This is a genomic window from Pseudomonas sp. 30_B (assembly GCF_017491605.1).
In the GTDB taxonomy this organism is placed as follows: Bacteria; Pseudomonadota; Gammaproteobacteria; order Pseudomonadales; family Pseudomonadaceae; genus Pseudomonas.
In genome coordinates, this window is the sequence record NZ_JAFGYY010000001.1 from 226,934 (window position 1) to 249,142 (window position 22,209).

Here is a 22,209-nt window from a genome sequence, read left to right on the forward strand (position 1 = left end):
CGGTCCCCTCTCCCGCTTGAGGAGCGGGGCGCGCAGCCAGGGTTAGGGTGAGGGGCTGTTGATCTTGTAGAAGCGAGCAGGTCAGCCGGCGAGCAACCAGGCACCGGCACCCGCCGAAGCCAGCCCGGCGAAACGCACCAGCGGCGCCGCGGCCTGCGGCAGCAGACGAACGATGCCGTAACCCGCCGCATGCAGCGCGGCAGTCGCGCCGACGAAGCCGGTGGCATACAGCCACGGGCTGCTCAGTTCCGGCAGCTCCAGCCCGTGGGCCACGCCATGGGCGAGGGCAAACAGTGCAGTCGCGCCCATCGCCAAAAGCAGCGGCGGACGCACCGCCAGCGCTACGCACAGGCCCAGCGCCAGCACGGAGGCGGCAATGCCGGTCTCCATGAACGGCATCTGCACTCCCTCGAAGCCCAGCAGCCCGCCGGCCAGCATCGCCGCGACGAAGGTGCAGGGTAGCGCCAGCCGTGCCGTGCCCTGCTGCTGCGCCGCCCAGAGACCGACGGCGAACATTGCCAGCAGATGGTCGAGGCCGGTGATGGGATGGGCGAGGCCGGCGATCAGGCCGTGGTCGCCGTGGCCGGGATGGGCGAAGGCTACTGCCGGGGTGAGGAACAGCGCGATGCTGTAGAGGGCTTTGCGCAGGTTCATGGTGTCGCTCCTTGGTCTTGTAGTCGGTCGTAGGGGGCGATCAGGCCGCGATCAGCAGCCCCTGGCGCTCGATGAAGGTGATGATCTCGGCCAGGCCCTGGCCGGTCTTCTGGTTGCTGAACACGAACGGCTTGTCGCCGCGCATGCGTGTGGCGTCCTGGTCCATCACTTCCAGCGAGGCGCCCACCAGCGGGGCCAGGTCGATCTTGTTGATCACCAGCAGATCGGACTTGCAGATGCCGGGACCACCCTTGCGCGGGATCTTGTCGCCGGCGGACACGTCGATCACGTAGAGGGTCAGGTCCGACAGCTCGGGGCTGAAAGTGGCCGAGAGGTTGTCGCCGCCGGATTCCACCAGGATCAGGTCAAGGCCCGGGAAGCGACGGTTGAGCTGGTCCACGGCTTCGAGGTTGATCGAGGCGTCCTCGCGGATCGCCGTGTGCGGGCAGCCGCCGGTTTCCACGCCGATGATCCGCTCCGGCTCCAGCGCCTCGTTGCGCACCAGGAACTGCGCGTCCTCCTGGGTGTAGATGTCGTTGGTGACCACAGCGATGTTGTAGCGCTGGCGCAGGGCGCGGCACAGCGCCAGGGTCAGGGCGGTCTTGCCGGAGCCCACCGGGCCGCCGATGCCGACGCGAAGAGGTTGAGAGTTCATGGCAGTTCTCCTAGGAGCGGAACAGACGGCTGTATTGGGTTTCGTGGTTCATGCAGGCCAGCGCCAGGCCGAAGGGAGCGCCGCCCGCTGGCGGGTTGGCGAGCGCGGTGCGGCAGGCCTGGTCGAGGTCGGGGAGCAATTGCGAGGTGAGCTTCTGCGCGGCCAGCTGGCCCAGCGGCAGGGTCTTCATCAACACTGCCAGCTGGTTCTCCAGCCAGCTCCACAGCCAGGCGCCTAGGGCTTGCTCCGGGGACAGCCCCCAGGCGCGGGCGGCCAGCGCCCAGGCGGCGGCGAAGGACGGTTCGGCCTGCCCGGCGAGCCACTGGCGCGCGGCTTCGTCCAGCTCGGGCAGCGCTTCGAGCAACTGGCCGAGGGAGAAGCCCATCTGCCGGTTCTCCAGGCCCAGCTCGCGGGTCTCGCGGCTGGCGCGATGGCGCTCGGCGGCATCGCGCAGGGCCTCCCAGTCGGCGCTTTGCGCGGCCTGCAGCAGTTCGGCGAGCAGCGGGCCTTCGAAGCGAGCGAGGTTCAGGTGCAACTGATCGACAAGCCAGCTGCGGGCGCTGTCGGCGTCCTTCACCAGGCCCTGGTCGATGGCGCTTTCCAGGCCCTGGGAATAGCTGTAGCCGCCGATGGGCAATTGCGGGCTGGCCAGGCGCAGCAGCGACCAGATGGCGCTCACCGGCGCACTCCGAACTGGTGCAGCTTCGGTGCGTAGTTGAATTCCTCTTCGCCGTGGTGCGAGTGGTGATGGCCGCCGCCGTAGGCACCGTGCTCGGGCTGGAAAGGCGCTTCGATGGCCTCCACCGTGGCGCCGAGCTGGTCGAGCATGGCCTTGAGCACATAGTCGTCGAGCAGGCGCAGCCAGCCCTCGCCGACCTGCAGGGCGACGTGGCGGTTGCCCAGGTGGTAGGCGGCGCGATTCAGCTCGCGGGCGTTGGCGCAGGTCACGTGGAGCAGCTTTTCCGGCGCTGCGCAGACGCGCACCACGCGCCCATCGTTGGCCTGCAGGAATTCACCATCGGCCAGCGGCGCCTGGCCCCGTTCGAGGAACAGACCGACGTCCTCGCCGTTGCGGGTGAAGCAGCGCAGGCGGCTTTTGCTGCGCGCCTCGTAGTTCAGGCGCAGCTCGGCGTCCCAGTGTTCACGGGGTTCGATTCGTTGATGGATGACCAGCATGGCAGTGTCCGGCAGTAGCAATGGCGGTGCTACAGCAAGGGGCTTGCCAGTACGGGGCGGCGTCAGTGCTGGCGAGGGCTGGAGCGGTTGTCCGAACGGTCAGTAATGGTGCGTGCGCGCAAGGATGGTGCGCATGAAAACGGTGCGCACCAATGCAGGGCGACGTTGAATCGTAGGAGCGGACTTTGTCCGCGATGGGGTGGCTTGGTGCCGAGTGTTCGGTCGGAGCGGGGGCGAATCGATCGCGGACAGAGTCCGCTCCTACGTCAGCCGGTGCGCACGCGGCTCAGCGTGTAGAGAGTTCGTCAGGGCCGCGAACCGATTCCCGTCCAGTTCTTCGCGCCGATCATGATGAAGCGCAGCTGCTGGGTGACCTTGGCCTCGGGCGACAGGTGCGTCGGCAGGGTGTCGGCCGGCGGGTCGATCAGCTCGGGGAGGGTGGCGAACACCGTCTTCACCACCAGGTCGGCGATCACGTCGAGGTCCTGCGCCTGCAGGTGCGGCAGCTTGTTCAGCAGCGCAAGGTCGGCGGCGAGGTCGTCGGTGATGCGCTGGCGCAGTTCGCCCACGGCCTGGCGGATCGGCAGCGAGCCGCCGTACTGCTCGCGGGCGAGGAAGAGGAACTGGGTGCGGTTGGCGCTGACTGCGTCGAGGAAGATGCGCACCGACGCCTCGATCACGCCGCCCAGCTCGAATTCGTTGCGCCGTACCACGCGCAGGGTCTGGCGGAAGGTCTCGTCGACGTCGGCGACCAGTGCGAGGCCGAGCTGGTCCATGTCCGTGAAGTGCCGGTAGAAGCCCGCCGGCACGATACCCGCCGTCTTCGCCACTTCCCGCAGGCTCAGGCTGCCAAAGCCGCGACCACTGTCCATCAGGCTCCGGGCGGCATCCATCAGGGCCTGGCGGGTCTGTTGTTTCTGTTCGGCGCGGGGAGTGGACATACGGCGATGCGATCCATGGCGAAGGCGAGGACGAGAGCGCAGGCACTCTAACAAATGCCGGTCGGTGCCGGGGAAGTTACTGTGCAATCCAGTGAACATGTGTTGACTGAAAATGCCCGCGCGTGAGATTTTAGTGAACACATGTTTACTATTTGGTGTTGTGAATGTCGTTTCTTCCCTTCGCCGGCCTGCGCCTGATCCGGCCGCTGCTCGTGCCGTTGCGCGCCCTGGTGCGTGGCCAGTGGCTGCGCGAGTCGGATGTCGATGCGCTGCTGCGGGCGTGCCATCGCGGCTGGGCGCTCGACCGGGTCTACGCGCGGGTCGAGGCGCGTCAGTGGGTGGCGGACGACATGCTCGAACTGCGCCTGCGCCCCAATGCCAACTGGCGTGGTGCGCGGCCCGGCCAGCACGTGCAGCTGTACGTCGAGCGTGAGGGCGTGCGCTGCAGCCGCAGCTACAGCCTGACCCGCATGGCCGAGGATGGCTGCCTGGAGTTCGCGGTGAAGCTGCAGCCGGGTGGCCGCGTTTCCTCCTACCTGCTGCATCAGCTGTGCGTGGGCGAGATGCTGGAGCTGGGCGCGGCGGACGGCGACCTGAGCTGGCCGCAGGACGAGCAGGGCGTGCTGTTGCTGGCGGCCGGTAGCGGGCTGACTCCCTTGCTCGGCCTGCTGCGCGAGGCGCTGGTGCGCGGCTACAGCGGGCCGGTGACGCTGCTGCATTACGTTCGCGAGCGCGGCCAGAAGGCATTCGTCGACGGGCTGGAAACGTTGGCGCGACAGCATCCGAACCTCGAATTGCGCTGGGCCCTGAGCGGTGATGCGCCGGTGGACGACGAGCTGCGCGGTCGTTTTCACCCAGGGCATGTGCAGGGACTGGGCGAGCGCCATGTACTGGCCTGCGGTCCCGGTGGTTTCGTCGACAGCGTGCGCCAGGCGCTTGGAGCGAGCAGCCGCAGCCTTCAGCTGGAAAGCTTCAGCCCGCCGAGCTGGGACGAGGGCGAGCCCGCCAGATCGGTGAACCTGCGCTTTGCCCGCAGCGCGCTGGAAGTCGCCGGCGACAGCCGTCGCAGCCTGCTGGAGCAGGCCGAAGCCAGTGGCCTGCGCCCGGCCCACGGTTGCCGCCAGGGCGTCTGCGCCAGTTGCACCTGCACCCTGGTCAGCGGCTGCGTGCGCGACCTGCGCAGCGGCGAGCTGTTCAGCGAGCCGGGACAACCCATCCGCATTTGCGTCAGCGCGCCCCAGGGCGACCTGACCGTCGATCTCTGATTCAAGGAGCTTCCATGCGCGACGACCGCGACCTGTCCGCTGCCGAGCTGGCGGCCTTCGGTGCCGAACTGGACGCGCTGCGCCAGCGCACCCTGCACGACCTGGGCGAGGCCGACGCCCGCTACATCCGCCGCATCCGCGCGGCGGTGCGCTTCTGTTGCTGGAGCGGACGCCTGCTGCTGATGGCCGGCTGGTTCCCGCCCACCTGGCTGCTCGGCACTTTCCTGCTCGGGCTGGGCAAGATCCTGGAGAACATGGAGCTGGGCCATAACGTCATGCATGGCCAGTACGACTGGATGAACGACCCGGAATTCGCCGGGCGTACCTATGAGTGGGACATCGTCGGCCCTTCGGATTTCTGGCGGCACACCCACAACCACATCCATCACACCTACACCAACGTGCTGGGCAAGGACGACGACGTCGGCTACGGCGTGGTGCGCCTGTTCCCCGAGCAGAAGTGGAAGCCTTTCTACCGCTGGCAGCCGCTGTGGGTGACGATCCAGGCGTTGCTGTTCCAGTACGCCGTGGCGATCCAGCACCTGCGTCTGGACAGGTACGTGAAGGGCCGGATGAGCAAGGAGGAGCTGCGCCCGCTGCTGCGCCAGTTCAACGCCAAGGTGGGCCGCCAGTGGCTCAAGGACTACGCGGTATTCCCGCTGCTGGGGCTGTTCACCGGTGCCTTCGGCGCGGTGCTGCTGGGCAATGTGATCGCCAACCTGATGCGCAACCTGTGGACGTTCACCGTGATCTTCTGCGGCCATTTCACCGAGAAGGCGGCGGTGTTCCCGCCGCAGGTGCTGGAGAACGAGACGCGCGGCCATTGGTACCTGCGCCAGTTGCGCGGGTCGAGCAACCTGGAAGGCGGAAAGGTGTTTCACATTCTCACCGGCAACCTCAGCCACCAGATCGAACATCACCTGTTCCCCGACCTGCCGGCACGCCGTTACGCCGAGTTGTCGCGCCAGGTACGCGAGATCGCCGCGCGCTACGGCCAGACCTACAACAGCGGCAGGCTTACCGCGCAATTCTCCACGGTCATCCGGCGGATCTGGATCTACCGTCTGCCCAGCGCCGCGACGGCCGTCTGAGACGGATCAGGCGCGCCGGCTCTGCGGCGCGTTGATTTCCTCGCGCAGGGCGCGCAGGTCGGCGGCGTCCTGGTTGAGGTGATGGATGGACTTGAGCAACTTCTGCCGCAGCAGGTCGTCCTGGACCTGATCGACGGCCCGCATGACTTCCAGCGCCGTGGCTTCGTTGTTGGCGGCAACGGCGTCGAGGGTTTTTCGCAGGCTGCGAGTAGCGTGGTGCACGGGGGATCTCCTTCAAACTGCGTGAACCCTACGACATGAACATTTCCAATAAATTTCAGCACTTGGCTATTGGATGGGCGGTCATTCGTCGCGTGGCGCGGTGTCAGTACAGAAGGCACAGGGCGATCAGCGGGATCAGGTTCAGCAGCAGTATGCCGATCTTGTACAGCGCCATGCCGCCATAGTGCAGGGCATCGAAGCGCTCGACGGAAATCGCGAACCAGCGCGAGTGCAGGCGGTACAAGCGGTCGTGGGCGAGGCTGAAGGCGGCGAACCAGATCAGCAGGACGACATAGTTGAGCAGGGTGCAGTAGAGCAGGAAGGACTTGAGGTCGGCGGGTGTCATGGCAAATCTCCGGGCTCTTTCCCGTTTGGAGAGAGCCGCCGACCGATGGTTTCACCGTGATGGCGGCAATGCGGGGCGATGGTGATAATGCCCGGGGCGCCACAATGTGATCTTTACCACGCCGGAGCTGTCCGATATCGGGCGCCTGCCAGTCGCTGGCGGCGCCTTGCCAACCTACCCCATCCCTCGAATCGCCTGCCGGACCCGCCATGTTCAGCCCGCTCGTCACCTTTCCCGCGCTCTATACCGCCACGCTGCTGATGCTCGCCGGCTCCGGCCTGTTCACCACCTACATGGGCCTGCGCCTGACCCAGGAAGGGGTGGGCGACCTGTGGGTCGGTGGCCTGATGGCCGCCTATTACTTCGGCCTGGTCTGCGGCGGCAAGTTCGGCCACAAGCTGATCGCCAGCTTCGGCCACATCCGTTCCTACGTTGCGTGCGCAGGCCTGGCGACGGTGATCGTGCTGATCCACGCGCTGGTCTCGCAGCTGGAGGTCTGGGTCGTGCTGCGCTTCGTGATGGGCGCGGTGATGATGAACCAGTACATGGTGATCGAGAGCTGGCTCAACGAGCAGGCCGAGTCGCGCCAGCGCGGCAAGGTGTTCGCCGGCTACATGGTGGCGGTGGATGCCGGCCTGGTGGTCGGCCAGGGCCTGCTGGCGCTGAGCCCGGCGCTGGACTACAAGCCGCTGCTGCTGGTCGCCATCTGCTTCTCCTCCTGCCTGATCCCGCTGGCGCTGACCCGCCGGGTGCACCCGGCCAAGCTGGTGGCCGCGCCGCTGGAGATCGGCTTCTTCTGGAAGCGCGTGCCGCAGTCGCTGGGCACCATCTTCGTCGCCGGCCTGATGATCGGCGCCTTCTACGGCCTGGCGCCGGTGTATGCGGCGCGCAACGGCCTGGATACCTCGCAGTCGAGCCTGTTCGTCGGCATCTGCATCATCGCCGGCTTCTGTTCGCAATGGCCGCTGGGCTGGCTGTCGGACCGGATGAACCGCAGCTGGCTGATCCGTGGCAATGCGCTGTTGCTGTGCGTCGCGGCCGTGCCGATGTGGGGGCTGGTGCAGTTGCCGTATCACCTGCTGCTGGCCAACGGCTTCGTCACCGGCATGTTGCTGTTCACCCTCTATCCGCTGGCAGTGGCGCTGGCCAACGACCACGTCGAACAACCGCGCCGCGTGGCGCTTTCGGCGATGCTGCTGACCACCTACGGCGTCGGCGCCTGCATCGGCCCGCTGTTCGCCGGCGCGATGATGCGCCACTTCGGTCCGGGCATGTTCTACATGCTGGTGTCGGCCTATGCGCTGCTGCTGATCTTCTGGGTGCAGCCCCGCCGCGTCACCGATCTGCACCGCGTCGACGAGGCGCCGCTGCACCATGTGCCGATGCCTGACACCGTCAGCCCGATGTCCGCAGCGCTCGATCCGCGTGTCGAGGAAGTGCCGGAGGAGCTGGTGGTGGAAGCACCGCCCACCATCGGCCGCTCCGACGGCGCGCCGGACGGCCCTGAAACCAGGGGCTGACTGGCCGGGCCTGCTTCCCGGAAAATGCCTCCCCGATGCGGGCGGCACACATAAGAAAGCCCGGCATGAGCCGGGCTTTTCTGTCGCCTTGCGGCGTAGATCAGACTTTCAGGTGAGCGTCGAAGACGGTGTCGCCACCGGACTCGGCAACCATGTTGTCGTGCAGGCGATCGACGCTGTGCTCCGAACCATTCTCGGCAACGCGGGCTTCATCACCCATCTGCTTGTGCAGGCGGTCGATGGTGCGGTCGGAACCGTTTTCGGCAACGCGGGCTTCGTCGCCCATTTGCTTGTGCAGGCGGTCGATGGTGCGCTCGGAGCCATTGTCGGCGACGCGGGCTTCATCACCCATCTGCTTGTGCAGACGGTCGATGGTGCGTTCGGAACCGTTGGCAGCAACGTGATCTTCAACTTTCTGCTGCTGAAGCTGGTGTTCGTGCTGGTGGGTGGCGCGCGGGCCGTTGTTCAGGATGGCCGGTGCGGCGAAGGCGGCACTGGCGGTCATCAGGGAAGTGAGTGCAAGGCTGAGGGCGATCTGACGTTTCATTTTAAGTGGCTCCGAAGGGGGGGAGGAAGTTCTTGGCTACGGGTTCATTTTCCCTTCGGATTAATCGATTTAAAAACGATGTACCTCAATAGAGTGGATCAACGTCATCGATTATTTAGCCGGCTAATTTCTACTATCGCTGTCGCTGATGGAGCGACGAAAAGCGCTCTGGAACGGCGCTTTCAGGGAATGCATCCGGTGGGGTGGGCAGGATGTCGTTAGGACGCTGAATTGCCCATGCTGATAGCGCTGCTGCCGTTGAGAGCGGAAGGGCATAAGAAAGCCCGGCATGGCCGGGCTTTTCTGTCGCCTTGCGGCGTACTGCGTGGATCAGGCCTTCAGGTGGGCGTCGAAGACGGTATCGCCACCGGACTCGGCGACCATGTTGCCGTGCAGGCGGTCGATGGTCTGGCTGGAGCCGTTTTCGGCCACGTTCATTTCCTGGTGCAGGCGATCAACCGACTGGCTGGAGCCGTTCTCGGCGACACCCAGTTCTTTGTGCAGGCGGTCGACGCTCTGGTTGGAGCCGTTTTCGGCCACGTTCATTTCCTGGTGCAGGCGATCAACCGACTGGCTGGAGCCGTTCTCGGCAACACCCAGTTCCTTGTGCAGGCGGTCGACGCTCTGGTTGGAGCCGTTTTCGGCCACGTTCATTTCTTGGTGCAGGCGGTCAACCGACTGGCTCGAACCATTCTCGGCAACACCCAGCTGCTTGTGCAGACGGTCGATCGATTGGCTGGAGCCGTTCTCGGCGATTCGGGCCTTGGCCGCGTCCAGTTGTTTCTGTTGTTGATCCAGGGTGCGTTCGGCACCGTCCTGGACCAGCATCTGAACCTGGCTGGCGTTCACCGCCGGGGATTCCTGCTGGGTACCGGCGAAGGCGGCATTGGCGGCAAGTACGGAGAGGGCAAAGCCAAGTACGAGAGTGCGTTTCATGATTCGGCTCCAGAAAGAGTGGGGAGTTCGTTGGACACGGACTCAGTATCAGTTCTGGATAATCGATTGAAAAACGATGCCGGAAGATAGTCTGTATCGATGTCGATGATTGTTTATTTAGTTGTTTAAAAACAGCTAGTTAGTTTTCTTTAATGACTTGTATCAATGGCTTTGATGTCGATTATCGGTGTTATCGTTAATATCTAATTAATGGATTAATTGGCGGGGAGGCACTCTGGAACGCCCTTTTGCGGCTCCTTCGCTGTCGATCGCGGGAGATTTACCCCGCAATCGGTGGTCCAACCTCACGGGCCGAGGGAGAATGCCGGCGCGGCGGGCTGCCTTGGTCCGTGCTTTCATCGCAAACCATGCAGCGGGTCTGGCGCGGGGATGCCAGGCCTTTCACCGACGCGGCAACCAGGGAGTTCACGTATGACGCGCGGCCGGAAAATCTGCCTTTGGACCTTTACCGGCATCGTCGCGCTCTTTGCGGCCCTGCTGGTCTTCATCGCCACCTTCGACTGGAATCAGGTGAAGCCGATGATCAACGAGAAGGTGAGCGCCGAACTGGGGCGCCCCTTCGCCATCAACGGCGACCTGCAGGTGCTCTGGCGCACCGAGCCGGAGGAGGGTGGCTGGCGCGCGCTGGTGCCCTGGCCGCATTTCAGCGCTGCCGACATCACCCTGGGCAATCCAGACTGGGCTTCCGGCAAGACCCCGCAATTCGCCAGCCTGGAAAAGGTCGAGTTCCGCCTGGCCCCGCTGCCGCTGCTCTGGCAGACCGTGAGCATCCCGCAGATCATCCTCACCCGCCCCAGCGCCGACCTGCTGCGCCTGGCCGATGGCCGCGCGACCTGGACGTTCGAGTTGCCGAAGAAAGAGACGGAGGCCAACCCCGAACCCTCGCCGTGGAAGCTGGATATCGGCGAGATCGGCTTCGACAAGGGCCGCATCACCCTCGACGACCAGAGCCTCAAGACCCGCCTGGAATTGCTGGTCGACCCGCTCGGCAAACCGGTGCCCTTCGGCCAGTTGGCCGGCAAGGCGCTGGCCGGGGCGAACGCGGCACCGACCCAGGACTATGTGTTCGGCTGGAAGCTCAAGGGACAGTACAAGGGGCTGCCGCTCAGCGGCTCGGGCAAGGTGGGCGGCATGCTGGCCCTGCAGGATGCCGCCAGGCCTTTCCCGGTGCAGGCGGATATCACTGCTGGCAGCACCCGTGCCAGCGTGGTCGGCAGACTGACCGACCCGCTCAACCTCGGCGCGCTCGACCTGCGCCTGAAACTGGCCGGCAGCAGCATGGCCAACCTGTTCCCGCTCACCGGCGTGACCCTGCCCGATACCCCGGCCTACGAGACCGACGGCCGCCTCAGCGCGCAGCTGAAGGACCCCGCCGGCGCGACCTTCCATTACGACGACTTCAACGGCAAGGTCGGCGGCAGCGATCTCCACGGCAGCCTGGTATTCGTCAATCACCCGCCACGCCCGAAGCTCTCCGGCAAGCTGCGTTCCGAACAACTGCGGATGGTCGACCTGGGCCCGCTGATCGGCGCAGACTCGAACAAGGCCAAGCAGGCGCGTGGCCAGGCCACCCGCCAGCCGGCGGACAAGGTGCTGCCGGTGGAAGCGTTCCGCACCGAGCGCTGGCGCGCGATGGACGCCGACGTGGAGTTCACCGGCAAGCGCATCGTGCACAGCGACAAGCTGCCGCTCAGCGATCTCTACACCCACCTGGTGCTCGACGATGGCCTGCTCACCCTGGAGCCGCTGCGCTTCGGCGTGGCCGGCGGCACCCTGGATTCGCACATCCGCCTGGACGGCGGCAAGACGCCCATGCAAAGCCGCGTCGAGCTCAAGGCGCGCAGCTTCAAGCTCAAGCAACTGTTCCCCAGCTTCGCGCCGATGCAGACCAGTCTTGGCGAGCTCAACGGCGATGCCGCGCTCAGCGGCACCGGCAATTCGGTGGCGAGCATCCTCGGCGGCGCCAACGGGCAGATGAAGCTGCTGATGAATGACGGACGGATCAGCAAGGGCCTGATGGAGATCGCCGGCCTCAACGTCGGCAACTACGTGGTGGCCAAGATGTTTGGCGACGACGAGGTGAAGATCAACTGTGCTGCCGCCGACGTCGGTATCACCAAGGGCCTGGCGGAACCCCGGGTGTTCGTGTTCGACACCGAGAACGCCATCATCAACGTGCAGGGCACCGCCAACTTCGCCACCGAGCAACTGGACCTGGACGTGATTCCCGAGAGCAAGGGGCTGCGCATCTTCTCGCTGCGTTCGCCGCTCTACGTCCAGGGCGCCTTCAAGAATCCCCGTGCGGGGGTGCACAGCGGGCCGCTGGTGCTGCGCGGCGCGGGGATGGTCGCGCTGGGCGTGGCCTTTGCGCCGGCGGCGGCCCTGCTCGCTCTGGTGGCGCCCAGTCAGAAGGACGAGAACCAGTGCGGGCCGCTGCTGCAGCAGATGAAGCAGCCGGCAAAGGCGCCGGCGCCCGGCAAGCGTCAGTAGATCGGAACGTACAGGTCGGTTTCCGAGGCCGGGTTCTCCGGGCCGAGGAAGCGCTCGGTGTAGCGTTCCAGGTCGATGCCCTTGCGCGGGGTCAGGCCGAGGCGGCCGAGCAGGCTGGAATAGATGCCCTGGAAGCTGTCGGCGATCCCCTGTACCGGGCCCACGTGGGTGAACACGGCGTACTTCTGCGCCGGCACCTCGAACTTCAGCATGCCCTCGGGGACCTCGGCGTCGGCTTTCACCGGCAATGCCGCGATGTAGTGGAATTCGCCGCCCGGCAGCTGGGCGCACACGCCATAGGCGTGCTTGTCCTGCGGGTTGGCGCTGATTTCATGCTCGCGCGGCAGGAAGCGCTGCCAGAGCTGGCCGATGCTGTCGCCGGGGGCGCTGCCCCGGTAGTCCATGCCCACCACGGTGAAGGCGGGCAACTCGACGATCCTGTGTTTCATGGTGTGCGGCTCCTTGCTGGGTGATCGCATGATAGACGGCGGCGCATCGGAGTGAATATTTCCGCGCAGGGCCGGTCCACTCTCGGTAGACCTTCGAACAAGGAGATCGTCATGCCACGTGGAGACAAGAGCCTGTACAGCGCGAGCCAGAAGCGCAAGGCGGCGCACATCGAAGAGAGCTACCGGCACCTGGGCATGAGCCGCGAGGAGGCCGAGGCGCTGGCCTGGGCCACGGTCAACCGCCAGGCCGGCGGTGGCGAGCGCAAGGGTGGTGGCGGCCAGCGCAAGAGCGAGGGCGCCAGGGCGGTGGCCCGCAGCGCCTCCGCGCGGCGTGCGGCGAAGACCCGCAAGGGCGTCTCAGCCAAAGCTGGCGGGCGAAGCCTGGCACTGCTGGCGGAACTGACCCGCGAGCAGCTGCTCGAGCGGGCCAGGCGCAAGGGCATCAGCGGTCGCTGGCGCATGCGCAAGGACGAGCTGATCGAGGCGCTCTGCGCTGAGTGGCGGAAGTCGGCCCTCATCCCTCAGGGGGAGGGGCGGCGGGGCTAATTGCTTTCGCGACGCTCCAGTTCCGAGCAGGTCATGAAGCCCTTGCCGTCGACCTTGCCGGTATTGTCGAAGCTGACGTAATAGGCCTGCTGCTGGCCGTCCTTGTTGAGGATGTAGCTATTGCAGCTGCCAAGGCCCTTGGCGCGTTTCTGCGTGGACGAGGGCGTGCCGCCGATGCGCAGCACCTGTTCCTTGCTCATGCCCTTGTCGACATCGTGCACCAGCGGCGCGTCGCGGAAGGTGACGTAGTTGACCGGGTTCTGCACCTTGGTGTTCGAGGCGCAGCCCGCCAGCGATGCCAGCATGATCAAGACCAGCAGTGATCGTTTGTCCATGGTGCTCTCCTTGGTTCGAAGCGGCAGGGGTTGAGCAACGCACTTGCACAATTTGGAGCGGCGGCGCTGGCGAGCGTTCGAGAAAACTGCCCTATTGCGCGTCCTTCAGTGCGTCGTCCAGGCGTTGCTGTTCCTGCGCATTGACCTGATCGACCTGCTGCTTGAGCTGTTGCATCTGCTGCTGGGCCTGTTGTGCCTGCTGGGCTTGCAGGCTGGCGACTGTGGTGGCGGTGGCGGCCGTTTCGCCCAGGCCGCAGGCGGTAAGTGCGCAGGACAGGCTGGCGAGGACGGCGAGACGAAGGAGGGACATGGCGATATCCAGCGTGAGGTGGTGACTCTTCAACGCTAGCGCAAGGCGCGGCCGGCGTCAGTGCGCTCCGGCTCAATTCACGCCTGTCGATGGCCCCGGTCCTTACGGGCGAGGGGCCATCGGGCCTGTTCAGCCGTAACGCTTCATCGCCTCGATGGCCAGGCCGCTGCCGATCCCACCGAAGCGGTCGCCGTCGACATGACGGGCGTTGGGCAGCATGGCCGCCACGCTCTGGCGCAGCGCCGGCACGCCGGAGGAGCCGCCGGTGAAGAACACGGTGTCGACCCGCGCCGGGTCCACGTCGGCGGAATTGAGCAGCTCGCTGATACTGCCGCGCACGCGCTCCAGCAGCGGGCCGATGGCGCCTTCGAACAGCTCGCGGCTGAGCTCGGCCACCAGGCCCGGCTCGATGCGCGCGAGGTCGATGTCGCGCTGCTGGCTGTCGGACAGCTCGATCTTGCTCGCTTCCACCTGCATCGCCAGCCAGTGGCCGGCGCGCTGCTCGATGAGCTTGAACAGGCGGTCGATGCCGGTGGCGTCGACGATGTCGTAGCGCATGTTCTGCAGCGCCAGCTGGGACTTCTGCGCGTACACCGCGTTGATGGTGTGCCAGGTGGCGAGGTTGAGGTGGTAGCTGGTCGGCATGAAGGCATCGCTCTTCATCTTGCTGCCGTAGCCAAACAGTGGCATTACGCCCTGGATGCTGAGCTGCTTGTCGAAGTCGGTACCGCCGATGTGCACGCCGCCGGTGGCGAGGATGTCGCCGTGGCGGTCGGCCACTTCGCGGCGCTCCGGCGCCAGGCGCACCAGGGAAAAGTCCGAGGTACCGCCGCCGATGTCGACGATCAGCACCAGCTCCTCGCGCTGGATGCTGCGCTCGTAGTCGAAGGCCGCGGCCAGCGGTTCGTACTGGAAGGAGACATCCTTGAAGCCGAGCTTCCGCGCCACGGCCACCAGGGTGTCCTGGGCTTCCTGGTCGGCCTTGGGATCGTCGTCGACGAAGAACACCGGACGGCCCAGCACCACCGAATCGAATTCGCGGCCGGCGACTCCTTCGGCACGCTTCTTCAACTCGCCGATGAACAGCCCGAGCAGGTCCTTGAACGGCATGGCGCTGCCCAGCACGGTGGTCTCGCTTTTGAGCAGCGAGGAGCCCAGCAGGCTTTTCAGCGAGCGCATCAGGCGCCCTTCATAGCCTTCCAGGTATTCGTGCAGGGCCAGGCGGCCGTATACCGGACGGCGTTCCTCGACATTGAAGAAGATCACCGAGGGCAGGGTGATCTTGTCGTCTTCCAGGGCGATCAGCGGTTCGGTGTCCGGGCGCCACCAGCCGACGGTGGAGTTGGAGGTGCCGAAGTCGATGCCCAGGGCGCGGGCCGCAGTGGTCTGGAACATGGTGCGCGGGTGTCCGGAGAAAAAACGGCCGCGCAGTTTACGCGAGCAGGCTGGGAAAGCCAGGGTATCTGTCGGGAAACAATGGTGGTAAAGGGGCTTGGGGAGTAGCTTGTAGTTTTGCTACATTGTGTTCCTGTAGTTTTCCTACAAGAGTTGTTGCCCACTGATTTTTTCTTTCCCACCCCGTATAAGTAGTTGGACCCCGCCATGCACAGAGCCTCCTTCCACGAATTGCGCAAGGAATTCCGCGCCTTACTGACTTCTTCCGCTTGCTACCACACCGCTTCGGTGTTCGATCCGATGTCGGCGCGTATCGCCGCGGATCTGGGGTTCGAGGTAGGCATCCTGGGTGGTTCTGTAGCTTCACTACAAGTTTTGGCGGCACCGGACTTCGCCCTGATCACCCTCAGCGAGTTCGTCGAGCAGGCTACCCGCATCGGTCGTGTCGCCCGCCTGCCGGTGATCGCCGACGCCGACCACGGTTACGGCAACGCGCTGAACACCATGCGCACCGTGGTTGAACTGGAACGCGCCGGCGTGGCTGCGCTGACCATCGAGGACACCCTGCTGCCGGCGCAGTTCGGCCGCAAGTCCACCGACCTGATCACGGTGGAAGAGGGCGTGGGCAAGATCCGCGCGGCCATCGAGGCGCGCATCGACGAAGACATGGCGATCATCGCCCGGACCAACGCCGAAGTGCTGGAAGTGGACGACGTGATCCGCCGCACCTTGGCCTACCAGGCTGCCGGCGCCGACGGCATCTGCATGGTCGGCATCCGCGACTTCGACCACCTGGAGGCGATCTCCCGCCACCTCTCCGTGCCGCTGATGCTGGTTTCCTACGGCAACCCGGCGCTGCGCGATGACCAGCGCCTGGCGGAGTTGGGCGTGCGTATCGTGGTGGACGGCCATGCTGCCTACTTCGCGGCGATCAAGGCCACCTACGACTGCCTGCGCGAGCAACGCGGCGTGCATGCTTCCGACCTCACCGCGTCGGAGCTGGCGAAGAAATACACCCTGCCCGAGGAGTACCAGATCTGGGCGCGGGAATACATGGAAGTCAAAGAGTAGAACCGCCTGTCCCGTGCCGCTCGGCCTGGCGGCAGTTGCGCCGGCAGGTATCCGACCTGGGCGTTGAAGGGACAGAGCAGAGTGCCTTCGGGTTTCTCCGCCTTGCGCAGGTATGTCCAGCGCGAGAGCAGGGAGTCCCGGCTGGCACCGGCGGGTAGTGCCGCCAACCGTTGTCGATCAATTTCTGCAATGCCTTGATGCGTGTCGCATCCCCCTCGTTCTCCTTCCCGGCAGACGCCGCACCTCCCGCCACGCCAATTCCTTCGTCAACGACGCACTCGTCGCTTCGCGCGCCATCACCCTTGCATTCCCTGCCGGCGAGCTGCATATCGTCAGGACACTTGAAGATTCCACGGGAGGTCGCCATGGCCAGTGGCTGGGCAAACGACGGAGCGGTTCAGGAACAGATCGACAGCACCATCGAGGACGCCATCGCACGGGCGCGCAACCAGTTGCCCAAGGGTGAGAGCCTGACGCACTGCGAGGAGTGCGATGCGTCGATCCCTGAGGCGCGGCGCAAGGCCGTCCCCGGCGTGCGACTGTGCGTGAACTGCCAGGCCGAGCATGACAAGGAGCAGGCGGCCTATTCCGGTTACAACCGACGCGGCAGCAAGGACAGCCAGTTGCGCTGAAATGCCTCGGTCCGATCATGAAAGCGGCGCCCGACAGCGCCGTTTTCTGTTTTGCACGTTGAAGCGGGGCGCGTTCCTACTACAAGAGCACGGTCGACCTCAGCGGCACCAGCACGCTGAAGGTAATGATGCCGGCGGCCTGTTCGACCTCGATCCGCCCACCCCCGCTCTCGTTGCGTCGTGGCCGAGCACGGAAGTGTCCTGCCTCAAAAGAGAAAATACCGCTGCGCCATCGGTAGCACCTCCGCCGGTTCACACCACAGCAACTGACCGTCCGCGCGCACCTGGTAGTTCTGCGCATCGACCTCGATGTGCGGCAGGTAGGCGTTGTGGATCAGGTCGGTCTTCTGCACGCTGCGGCAGCCCTTCACCACGCCGATGGTCTTGCGCAGGCCCAGTTCGTGGTGCACGCCTGCGTCGAACGCGGCCTGACTGAGGAAGGTCAGGCAGGTGGCGTGGCGGCTGCCGCCAAAGCTTGCGAACATCGGCCGGTAGTGCACCGGCTGCGGCGTGGGGATCGACGCGTTGGCGTCGCCCATCAGGCTCGCGGCGATGGCGCCGCCCTTGAGGATCAGGCTCGGCTTCACGCCGAAGAAAGCCGGGCGCCAGAGCACCAGATCGGCCAGCTTGCCCACTTCGATGCTGCCCACTTCATGGGCGACTCCGTGGGTGATCGCCGGGTTGATGGTGTACTTGGCGATGTAGCGCTTGGCGCGGAAGTTGTCGTTGCGCGCGCCGTCGCCTTCCAGCGTGCCGCGCTGCTGCTTCATCTTGTCGGCGGTCTGCCAGGTGCGCGTGATCACCTCGCCCACGCGGCCCATGGCCTGGCTGTCGGAGCTGATCATGCTGAAGGCGCCGAGGTCGTGGAGGATGTCTTCCGCGGCGATGGTCTCGCGGCGGATGCGCGACTCGGCAAAGGCCACGTCCTCGGCGATGCTCGGGTCCAGATGGTGGCAGACCATGAGCATGTCCAGGTGTTCGTCGATGGTGTTGCGGGTGAAGGGCCGGGTCGGGTTGGTCGAGCTGGGCAGCACGTTGGCGAAGCCGCAAGCCTTGATGATGTCCGGCGCGTGGCCGCCACCGGCGCCTTCGGTGTGGTAGGTGTGGATGGTGCGGCCCTTGAAGGCGGCGAGGGTGGTTTCGACGAAGCCGGATTCGTTGAGGGTGTCGGTGTGGATCGCCACCTGCACGTCGAGGCGGTCGGCCACGGACAGGCAGTTGTCGATGGCCGCAGGCGTGGTGCCCCAGTCCTCGTGCAGCTTCAGGCCGATGGCGCCGGCGCGCACCTGTTCCTCCAGCGGCAGCGGCAGGCTGGCATTGCCCTTGCCGGTGAAGCCGATGTTCATCGGGAAGGCGTCCGCGGCCTGGAGCATGCGCGCCATGTGCCACGGGCCGGAGGTACAGGTGGTGGCATTGGTGCCGGTGGCGGGCCCGGTGCCGCCGCCGATCATGGTGGTGACCCCGCTCATCAGCGCCTCTTCGATCTGCTGCGGGCAGATGAAGTGGATGTGCGTGTCGATGCCGCCGGCGGTGAGGATCATGCCCTCGCCGGCGATCACTTCGGTGCTGGCGCCCAGCGCGATGGTCACGCCGGGCTGGATGTCCGGGTTGCCGGCCTTGCCGATGGCGGCGATACGCCCATGCTTGAGGCCCACGTCGGCCTTGACGATGCCCCAGTGGTCGAGGATCAGCGCGTTGGTGATGACGGTGTCGACGACCTCGGCGGCGCACCGCTGGCCCTGGCCCATGCCGTCACGGATGACCTTGCCGCCGCCGAACTTCACTTCCTCGCCGTAGACGGTGAAGTCCTGCTCCACCTCGATCCACAGGGTGGTATCGGCCAGGCGCACGCGGTCGCCGACGGTGGGGCCGAACATGTCGGCGTAGGCTTGTCTGCTGATTTTCATCCAGCGCTCCTTGGCTGTTTTCCCGCGGGCGCTCAGAGGCTGCCCATCACTCGTCCGGCGAACCCGTAAACCTTCCGCTTGCCGGCCAGCTCCACCAGTTCCACCTCGCGGCTCTGCCCCGGCTCGAAGCGCACCGCAGTGCCCGCCGGGATGTTCAGGCGCATGCCGCGCGCCGCGTCGCGGTCGAACAGCAGTGCGTCGTTGGTCTCGAAGAAGTGGTAGTGCGAGCCGACCTGGATCGGCCGGTCGCCGCTGTTGGCCACCGTCAGGGCAAGGGTGCGGCGGCCGGCGTTGAGTTCGATCTCGCCGCTCTGGATGTCGTATTCGCCAGGGATCATGGGGAACTCCTTGGGTCGAGGATCAGTTGCATGAAGGTGAGATCCAGCCAGCGGCCGAACTTCTGGCCCACCTGCGGCATTTGGCCGGTGGTGAGGAAGCCCAGGCGTTCGTGCAGGCGGATCGACGCCGTGTTGCCGCTCTCGATGGCCGCGACCATCACGTGCAGGCCCTGGGCGCGGGCGCGCTCGATGAGCGCCTGCATCAGCAGCGGGCCGAGGCCCTTGCCGCGCTGGTCGGCGCGCACGTAGACCGAATGCTCGACCGTCTCGCGGAAGCCGTCGAAGGCGCGCCACGGGCCGTAGCTGGCGTAGCCCACCACTTCACCCCCATCCTCGGCCACCAGCACCGGGAAGCCCTGCTGCGCGCGCAGTTCCAGCCAGGCGCGGCGGTTCTCCAGGTCGATGGCGACCTCGTTCCAGATGGCGGTGGTGTTGAGCACGGCGTCGTTGTAGATGTCGCGCAGACTGCCGAGGTCGGCTTGGCTGGCGTCGCGGATGAGCATGTCGGTTCCTTCTTTCGTAGGGCGAATAAAGCGGAACGGGGCATCAAGCGATGGGCTGGTGCACGGTGACCAGCTTGGTGCCGTCGGGGAAGGTGGCTTCCACCTGGATCTCCGGGATCATTTCCGGCACGCCTTCCATCACCTGTTCTCGGGTCAGCAGCGTGGTGCCGTAGTGCATCAGCTCGGCGACCGTCTGGCCATCCCGCGCGCCTTCGAGCAGGGCGGCGGAAATCAGTGCCACGGCCTCCGGGTAGTTGAGCTTTACGCCGCGGGCGAGGCGACGCTCGGCGACCAGGCCGGCGGTGAAGATCAGCAGCTTGTCTTTTTCACGGGGCGTCAGGTCCATCTCAGGTGCTCCAGATTCGTGGCGGAACGGCCTCGCGGCCGAGCAGCGCGGGCCGCAGCCGGCGCCAGAGTTCGATGAGCCAGGCGCGGGCGTGCAGCGCCTCATGGGCCAGGCAGCGGGCGATGACCAGGCCGGGCAGTTGAGTGAGATTGCCGTGGCCCTGGCAGGGGATGGCGCGGCAGGCTTCGAGCAGCGCCGCGTCGATCTGCCCGCTGACGATCAGCGTGGCCATCACCGGGTGGCCGGCGAGGCCGATGGGTGAGTCGAGCAGGCGGTCGTTGCCGGTCACGCGCTGGCGTTCGTGCCACAGGCGCCGGCCGTCGCGGCGGATGTCCAGGGCGGCGGCGAAGTAGCCGTGGTCGAAGCGCTCGCCACTGGCGGGGCGGCCCAGGGCGACCACGTCCCAGTAGAACAGCCGGGCATCCGCTTCGAGGTCGATGCGGGTGGTCAGCTCGGTCTGCGCGCCGGAGTAGACGATGGTTTCCTGCGGCAGCCATTCCAGCGTGGCGCCGGGGCCGACGCGGATACCCAGCAACTGCTTCGCCGGACAGCCAGCGCGGTACCACTTGGCCGCACCGGGACTGGTGAGCTGCGCCCAGCTGTCGTCGCCGGCGTGGATGTCGAGTTTCAGGGTGTCGCCGCCGGCGATGCCGCCGGGCGGGTGCACGACGATGTGCTGGCAGACCTGCGGCCCTTCCGCGTAGAGGTGCTTCTGCACTCGCAGTGGCCCGAGATGGCGCCGGGTGACCGGCCGCGTGCTGTCGCCGATGCGGGCGTAAGCCAGCTCCAGCTCGGCGTGCCAGGCGGGGTGGAAGAGGGTGGCCGGTGCGTTCATGGGTAGCTGCGAATCCAGGGATGCTCGTGACAGAGCAATCCGCGTGCCGGGATGCGCCAGGATAGTGCGCGATGCTTTGCGTTTGCGCTGAAGGCTGCGCGGGGCCGGCGTTTCGAACCGACGCAAGGGTTTGTCCAATCGGTCAGGTATGGGCGCGGTTGCGGTGCATCAAGGTATTCGACGCACCGCATTGGTGCGGAGTCTTCCTGTAGGAGCGGGCCATGCCCGCGATCGCGCGCATGGCGCGCTCCTACAAGGGGCCGCCAGGCCGCGAGATCAATCAGCCCAGCTGCTTGCGCATGTACACCCGGCGGAAGCCGTTCTCCACCTTGCGCGCGTATTCCCGGTAGCCGTTCTTCGCGTACAGCTCGATGTTCTCCACCATGCGTTCGTTGGTGTAGAGGTACAGCGACGGGTAGCCCAGTTGCGCGGCGGTTTCCTCGGCATGCACCAGCAACATGCGACCGATGCCCTGGCCGGCGCATTCGGGCAGTACGGCGATGTTGTCGAGCAGGAAGCCCTCGTCGGTCTCGCGCATCACCAGCAGGCCGACCGGCGCGCCATGCTGCTCGGCGATCAGCACGCGGTCCTCGGCGATCACCGCGTGGTAGTCATCCAGCATCGGCCCTGGCTTGCGGCCCAGCCTGGGTATCCACTGGGCGTAGGCCGCCGCCACGCAGACCGCGGCGAATCCGGCGTCGTCGTTGACGGCGGGGCGCAGGGTGATCGGCATGGCGGGCTCCTGGAAATACCTATACGGGACTGGCAGCGTGCCACCCACGGCCTTCATCCGCCAGTGACAGGTCGCCTCACGGTTGGGCCAAGGTTCGCGAGCAATGACTGGGCGTCCCCCTCGCTCCTACAGGTGGAGCACATGCGCTCTGTGTAGGAGCGAGCTTGCTCGCGAACCCGCCTATAGACGGGCTCAGATGGTCACCAGCCCGCGCACCCCGTCGCTTTCCATGTCCGCCCCACGCCCCTGCTGGACGATCTCGCCGCGGGACATCACCAGGTACTGGTCGGCCAGTTCGGCGGCGAAATCGTAGAACTGCTCCACCAGCAGGATGGCCATGTCGCCGCGCTCGGCGAGCTTGCGGATGACCGCGCCGATCTCCTTGATCACCGAGGGTTGGATGCCTTCGGTGGGTTCGTCGAGAATCAGCAGGCGCGGCCGGCTGGCCAGGGCGCGGCCGATGGCGAGCTGTTGCTGCTGGCCGCCGGAGAGGTCGCCGCCGCGCCGCTGCTTCATTTCCCGTAGCACCGGGAACAGCTCGTAGATGTGTTCGGGCACCGCCTTGGCTTCGCCAGCGCTGAAGCGCGACAGGCCCATCAACAGATTTTCCTCCACCGTCAGGCGCGGAAAGATCTCCCGTCCCTGCGGGACGTAGGCAATGCCGGCGTGCACGCGCTGGTGCGGCTTGAAGCCGGTGATCGGCTTGCCCTCCCAGCTGACCTTGCCGTCCTTGGCCGGCACCAGGCCCATCAGGCAGCGCAGCAGGGTGGTCTTGCCCACGCCGTTGCGCCCGAGCAGGCAGGTGACCTCGCCGATCTTCGCGTCGAACGACAGGCCACGCAGGATGTGGCTGCCGCCGTAGTACTGGTGCAGTTTGTCGACTTGCAGCATGGATTGGTTCCTGGGCTCTTGGCTTTGAGAACGCCGTTGTAAAGGGCCGTGATC

General features: G+C 66.0%; 27 protein-coding genes. 7 read left to right on the forward strand and 20 right to left on the reverse strand.

Translation table 11 applies throughout. The features are described 5' to 3' along the window. Window positions 1-81: 81 nt before the first annotated feature. The 5 genes from J5M67_RS00935 to J5M67_RS00955 form a co-directional block, all read right to left on the reverse strand. Entirely contained in the window at window positions 82-654 is a 573-nt protein-coding gene (locus J5M67_RS00935) for a HupE/UreJ family protein (RefSeq protein WP_207882375.1), read from the reverse strand. A 40-nt stretch (window positions 655-694) separates the two neighbouring features. After that, complete coding sequence (ureG, locus tag J5M67_RS00940) at window positions 695-1,309, reverse strand: urease accessory protein UreG (RefSeq protein ID WP_207882376.1); 615 nt, start codon at window positions 1,307-1,309, stop codon at window positions 695-697. 10 nt (window positions 1,310-1,319) lie between these two features. Beyond that, a complete protein-coding gene (locus J5M67_RS00945) occupies window positions 1,320-1,988 on the reverse strand; it encodes an urease accessory protein UreF (protein WP_207882377.1) in 669 nt (222 codons plus the stop codon). Next, window positions 1,985-2,485: an urease accessory protein UreE gene (gene ureE / locus J5M67_RS00950; RefSeq protein ID WP_207882378.1), complete on the reverse strand. Its 501-nt coding sequence runs from the start codon at window positions 2,483-2,485 to the stop codon at window positions 1,985-1,987. The genes J5M67_RS00945 and ureE overlap by 4 nt, the downstream gene beginning before the upstream one ends. Before the next feature lie 305 nt (window positions 2,486-2,790). Then, window positions 2,791-3,426, reverse strand: a complete 636-nt coding sequence (locus J5M67_RS00955; RefSeq protein WP_207882380.1) for a TetR family transcriptional regulator — start codon at window positions 3,424-3,426, stop codon at window positions 2,791-2,793. 164 nt (window positions 3,427-3,590) lie between these two features. Between J5M67_RS00955 and J5M67_RS00960 the strand changes: the two genes are divergently transcribed. After that, window positions 3,591-4,691, forward strand: a complete 1,101-nt coding sequence (locus J5M67_RS00960; protein ID WP_207882381.1) for a flavin reductase family protein — start codon at window positions 3,591-3,593, stop codon at window positions 4,689-4,691. Between the two features lie 14 nt (window positions 4,692-4,705). Next, complete coding sequence (locus tag J5M67_RS00965; RefSeq protein WP_207882383.1) at window positions 4,706-5,782, forward strand: fatty acid desaturase; 1,077 nt, start codon at window positions 4,706-4,708, stop codon at window positions 5,780-5,782. 6 nt (window positions 5,783-5,788) lie between these two features. On the opposite strand, the gene J5M67_RS00970 is transcribed toward J5M67_RS00965, so the two are convergent. Next, window positions 5,789-6,004 carry a hypothetical protein gene (locus tag J5M67_RS00970; RefSeq protein WP_207882385.1) on the reverse strand — a complete coding sequence of 72 codons (216 nt, stop codon included), beginning with the start codon at window positions 6,002-6,004 and terminating at the stop codon, window positions 5,789-5,791. Between the two features lie 103 nt (window positions 6,005-6,107). Further along, on the reverse strand, window positions 6,108-6,350 hold the full coding sequence (locus J5M67_RS00975) for a DUF6868 family protein (RefSeq protein WP_207882386.1): 243 nt from the start codon (window positions 6,348-6,350) through the stop codon (window positions 6,108-6,110). Window positions 6,351-6,559: 209 nt separating this feature from the next. Here J5M67_RS00975 and J5M67_RS00980 point away from each other — a divergent pair, with 209 nt between their 5' ends. Next, window positions 6,560-7,870, forward strand: a complete 1,311-nt coding sequence (locus J5M67_RS00980) for an MFS transporter (RefSeq protein ID WP_207882388.1) — start codon at window positions 6,560-6,562, stop codon at window positions 7,868-7,870. A gap of 100 nt (window positions 7,871-7,970) precedes the next feature. On the opposite strand, the gene J5M67_RS00985 is transcribed toward J5M67_RS00980, so the two are convergent. Continuing rightward, entirely contained in the window at window positions 7,971-8,417 is a 447-nt protein-coding gene (locus J5M67_RS00985) for a phage infection protein (RefSeq protein WP_207882389.1), read from the reverse strand. Between the two features lie 330 nt (window positions 8,418-8,747). Next, complete coding sequence (locus J5M67_RS00990) at window positions 8,748-9,353, reverse strand: hypothetical protein (RefSeq protein ID WP_207882390.1); 606 nt, start codon at window positions 9,351-9,353, stop codon at window positions 8,748-8,750. A 432-nt stretch (window positions 9,354-9,785) separates the two neighbouring features. On the opposite strand from J5M67_RS00990, the gene J5M67_RS00995 reads away from it, so the two are divergent. After that, window positions 9,786-11,864: an AsmA family protein gene (locus tag J5M67_RS00995; protein ID WP_207882391.1), complete on the forward strand. Its 2,079-nt coding sequence runs from the start codon at window positions 9,786-9,788 to the stop codon at window positions 11,862-11,864. Here the strand turns inward: J5M67_RS00995 and J5M67_RS01000 are convergent. Then, window positions 11,858-12,313, reverse strand: coding sequence for a GyrI-like domain-containing protein (locus J5M67_RS01000; RefSeq protein ID WP_207882392.1), 456 nt, complete (start codon window positions 12,311-12,313; stop codon window positions 11,858-11,860). The genes J5M67_RS00995 and J5M67_RS01000 overlap by 7 nt on opposite strands. A 111-nt stretch (window positions 12,314-12,424) precedes the next feature. On the opposite strand from J5M67_RS01000, the gene J5M67_RS01005 reads away from it, so the two are divergent. Next, entirely contained in the window at window positions 12,425-12,859 is a 435-nt protein-coding gene (locus tag J5M67_RS01005; protein WP_207882393.1) for a termination factor Rho, read from the forward strand. Here J5M67_RS01005 and osmE read toward each other — a convergent pair. The 3 genes from osmE to J5M67_RS01020 all read right to left on the reverse strand — a co-directional run bounded on the left by osmE (window position 12,856) and on the right by J5M67_RS01020 (window position 14,899). After that, window positions 12,856-13,194 carry an osmotically-inducible lipoprotein OsmE gene (osmE, locus tag J5M67_RS01010; protein ID WP_207882394.1) on the reverse strand — a complete coding sequence of 113 codons (339 nt, stop codon included), beginning with the start codon at window positions 13,192-13,194 and terminating at the stop codon, window positions 12,856-12,858. The two genes, J5M67_RS01005 and osmE, sit on opposite strands and share 4 nt — an antisense overlap. Window positions 13,195-13,285: 91 nt before the next feature. After that, window positions 13,286-13,504: a hypothetical protein gene (locus tag J5M67_RS01015; protein ID WP_207882396.1), complete on the reverse strand. Its 219-nt coding sequence runs from the start codon at window positions 13,502-13,504 to the stop codon at window positions 13,286-13,288. Window positions 13,505-13,633: 129 nt separating this feature from the next. After that, complete coding sequence (locus tag J5M67_RS01020) at window positions 13,634-14,899, reverse strand: Hsp70 family protein (protein ID WP_207882397.1); 1,266 nt, start codon at window positions 14,897-14,899, stop codon at window positions 13,634-13,636. A 207-nt stretch (window positions 14,900-15,106) separates the two neighbouring features. Between J5M67_RS01020 and J5M67_RS01025 the strand changes: the two genes are divergently transcribed. Together J5M67_RS01025 and J5M67_RS01030 are read left to right on the forward strand one after the other, a co-directional pair. Next, window positions 15,107-15,970: an oxaloacetate decarboxylase gene (locus J5M67_RS01025; RefSeq protein ID WP_207882398.1), complete on the forward strand. Its 864-nt coding sequence runs from the start codon at window positions 15,107-15,109 to the stop codon at window positions 15,968-15,970. A gap of 365 nt (window positions 15,971-16,335) precedes the next feature. Continuing rightward, window positions 16,336-16,602 (forward strand): DksA/TraR family C4-type zinc finger protein, encoded by a 267-nt coding sequence (locus tag J5M67_RS01030; RefSeq protein ID WP_207882400.1) that lies wholly within the window; start codon window positions 16,336-16,338, stop codon window positions 16,600-16,602. 206 nt (window positions 16,603-16,808) lie between these two features. Here J5M67_RS01030 and ureC read toward each other — a convergent pair whose 3' ends face one another. The 7 genes from ureC to urtE all read right to left on the reverse strand — a co-directional run bounded on the left by ureC (window position 16,809) and on the right by urtE (window position 22,155). Continuing rightward, on the reverse strand, window positions 16,809-18,509 hold the full coding sequence (gene ureC, locus J5M67_RS01035) for an urease subunit alpha (RefSeq protein ID WP_207882402.1): 1,701 nt from the start codon (window positions 18,507-18,509) through the stop codon (window positions 16,809-16,811). Window positions 18,510-18,541: 32 nt separating this feature from the next. Further along, window positions 18,542-18,847 carry an urease subunit beta gene (locus J5M67_RS01040; RefSeq protein WP_207882404.1) on the reverse strand — a complete coding sequence of 102 codons (306 nt, stop codon included), beginning with the start codon at window positions 18,845-18,847 and terminating at the stop codon, window positions 18,542-18,544. Next, on the reverse strand, window positions 18,844-19,350 hold the full coding sequence (locus J5M67_RS01045; RefSeq protein WP_207882406.1) for a GNAT family N-acetyltransferase: 507 nt from the start codon (window positions 19,348-19,350) through the stop codon (window positions 18,844-18,846). Before J5M67_RS01045 ends, J5M67_RS01040 begins: the two co-directional genes overlap by 4 nt. A gap of 43 nt (window positions 19,351-19,393) precedes the next feature. Further along, window positions 19,394-19,696, reverse strand: a complete 303-nt coding sequence (gene ureA, locus J5M67_RS01050; RefSeq protein ID WP_207882408.1) for an urease subunit gamma — start codon at window positions 19,694-19,696, stop codon at window positions 19,394-19,396. 1 nt (window position 19,697) lies between these two features. Next, window positions 19,698-20,531 (reverse strand): urease accessory protein UreD, encoded by an 834-nt coding sequence (locus J5M67_RS01055; protein WP_207882410.1) that lies wholly within the window; start codon window positions 20,529-20,531, stop codon window positions 19,698-19,700. 280 nt (window positions 20,532-20,811) lie between these two features. Further along, window positions 20,812-21,264 (reverse strand): GNAT family N-acetyltransferase, encoded by a 453-nt coding sequence (locus tag J5M67_RS01060; RefSeq protein WP_207882412.1) that lies wholly within the window; start codon window positions 21,262-21,264, stop codon window positions 20,812-20,814. Window positions 21,265-21,456: 192 nt separating this feature from the next. Continuing rightward, window positions 21,457-22,155: an urea ABC transporter ATP-binding subunit UrtE gene (gene urtE, locus J5M67_RS01065; RefSeq protein WP_207882414.1), complete on the reverse strand. Its 699-nt coding sequence runs from the start codon at window positions 22,153-22,155 to the stop codon at window positions 21,457-21,459. Window positions 22,156-22,209 lie beyond the last annotated feature (54 nt).

Coding starts and splice junctions, on each gene's coding strand:
- J5M67_RS00935 (WP_207882375.1), bottom strand. CDS start 654: ATGAACCTGCGCAAAGCCCTCTACAGCATCGCGCTGTTCCTCACCCCG.
- ureG (WP_207882376.1), bottom strand. CDS start 1,309: ATGAACTCTCAACCTCTTCGCGTCGGCATCGGCGGCCCGGTGGGCTCC.
- ureE (WP_207882378.1), bottom strand. CDS start 2,485: ATGCTGGTCATCCATCAACGAATCGAACCCCGTGAACACTGGGACGCC.
- J5M67_RS00955 (WP_207882380.1), bottom strand. CDS start 3,426: ATGTCCACTCCCCGCGCCGAACAGAAACAACAGACCCGCCAGGCCCTG.
- J5M67_RS00960 (WP_207882381.1), top strand. CDS start 3,591: ATGTCGTTTCTTCCCTTCGCCGGCCTGCGCCTGATCCGGCCGCTGCTC.
- J5M67_RS00965 (WP_207882383.1), top strand. CDS start 4,706: ATGCGCGACGACCGCGACCTGTCCGCTGCCGAGCTGGCGGCCTTCGGT.
- J5M67_RS00975 (WP_207882386.1), bottom strand. CDS start 6,350: ATGACACCCGCCGACCTCAAGTCCTTCCTGCTCTACTGCACCCTGCTC.
- J5M67_RS00980 (WP_207882388.1), top strand. CDS start 6,560: ATGTTCAGCCCGCTCGTCACCTTTCCCGCGCTCTATACCGCCACGCTG.
- J5M67_RS00985 (WP_207882389.1), bottom strand. CDS start 8,417: ATGAAACGTCAGATCGCCCTCAGCCTTGCACTCACTTCCCTGATGACC.
- J5M67_RS00990 (WP_207882390.1), bottom strand. CDS start 9,353: ATGAAACGCACTCTCGTACTTGGCTTTGCCCTCTCCGTACTTGCCGCC.
- J5M67_RS00995 (WP_207882391.1), top strand. CDS start 9,786: ATGACGCGCGGCCGGAAAATCTGCCTTTGGACCTTTACCGGCATCGTC.
- J5M67_RS01000 (WP_207882392.1), bottom strand. CDS start 12,313: ATGAAACACAGGATCGTCGAGTTGCCCGCCTTCACCGTGGTGGGCATG.
- J5M67_RS01005 (WP_207882393.1), top strand. CDS start 12,425: ATGCCACGTGGAGACAAGAGCCTGTACAGCGCGAGCCAGAAGCGCAAG.
- osmE (WP_207882394.1), bottom strand. CDS start 13,194: ATGGACAAACGATCACTGCTGGTCTTGATCATGCTGGCATCGCTGGCG.
- J5M67_RS01015 (WP_207882396.1), bottom strand. CDS start 13,504: ATGTCCCTCCTTCGTCTCGCCGTCCTCGCCAGCCTGTCCTGCGCACTT.
- J5M67_RS01020 (WP_207882397.1), bottom strand. CDS start 14,899: ATGTTCCAGACCACTGCGGCCCGCGCCCTGGGCATCGACTTCGGCACC.
- J5M67_RS01025 (WP_207882398.1), top strand. CDS start 15,107: ATGCACAGAGCCTCCTTCCACGAATTGCGCAAGGAATTCCGCGCCTTA.
- J5M67_RS01030 (WP_207882400.1), top strand. CDS start 16,336: ATGGCCAGTGGCTGGGCAAACGACGGAGCGGTTCAGGAACAGATCGAC.
- ureC (WP_207882402.1), bottom strand. CDS start 18,509: ATGAAAATCAGCAGACAAGCCTACGCCGACATGTTCGGCCCCACCGTC.
- J5M67_RS01040 (WP_207882404.1), bottom strand. CDS start 18,847: ATGATCCCTGGCGAATACGACATCCAGAGCGGCGAGATCGAACTCAAC.
- J5M67_RS01045 (WP_207882406.1), bottom strand. CDS start 19,350: ATGCTCATCCGCGACGCCAGCCAAGCCGACCTCGGCAGTCTGCGCGAC.
- ureA (WP_207882408.1), bottom strand. CDS start 19,696: ATGGACCTGACGCCCCGTGAAAAAGACAAGCTGCTGATCTTCACCGCC.
- J5M67_RS01055 (WP_207882410.1), bottom strand. CDS start 20,531: ATGAACGCACCGGCCACCCTCTTCCACCCCGCCTGGCACGCCGAGCTG.
- J5M67_RS01060 (WP_207882412.1), bottom strand. CDS start 21,264: ATGCCGATCACCCTGCGCCCCGCCGTCAACGACGACGCCGGATTCGCC.
- urtE (WP_207882414.1), bottom strand. CDS start 22,155: ATGCTGCAAGTCGACAAACTGCACCAGTACTACGGCGGCAGCCACATC.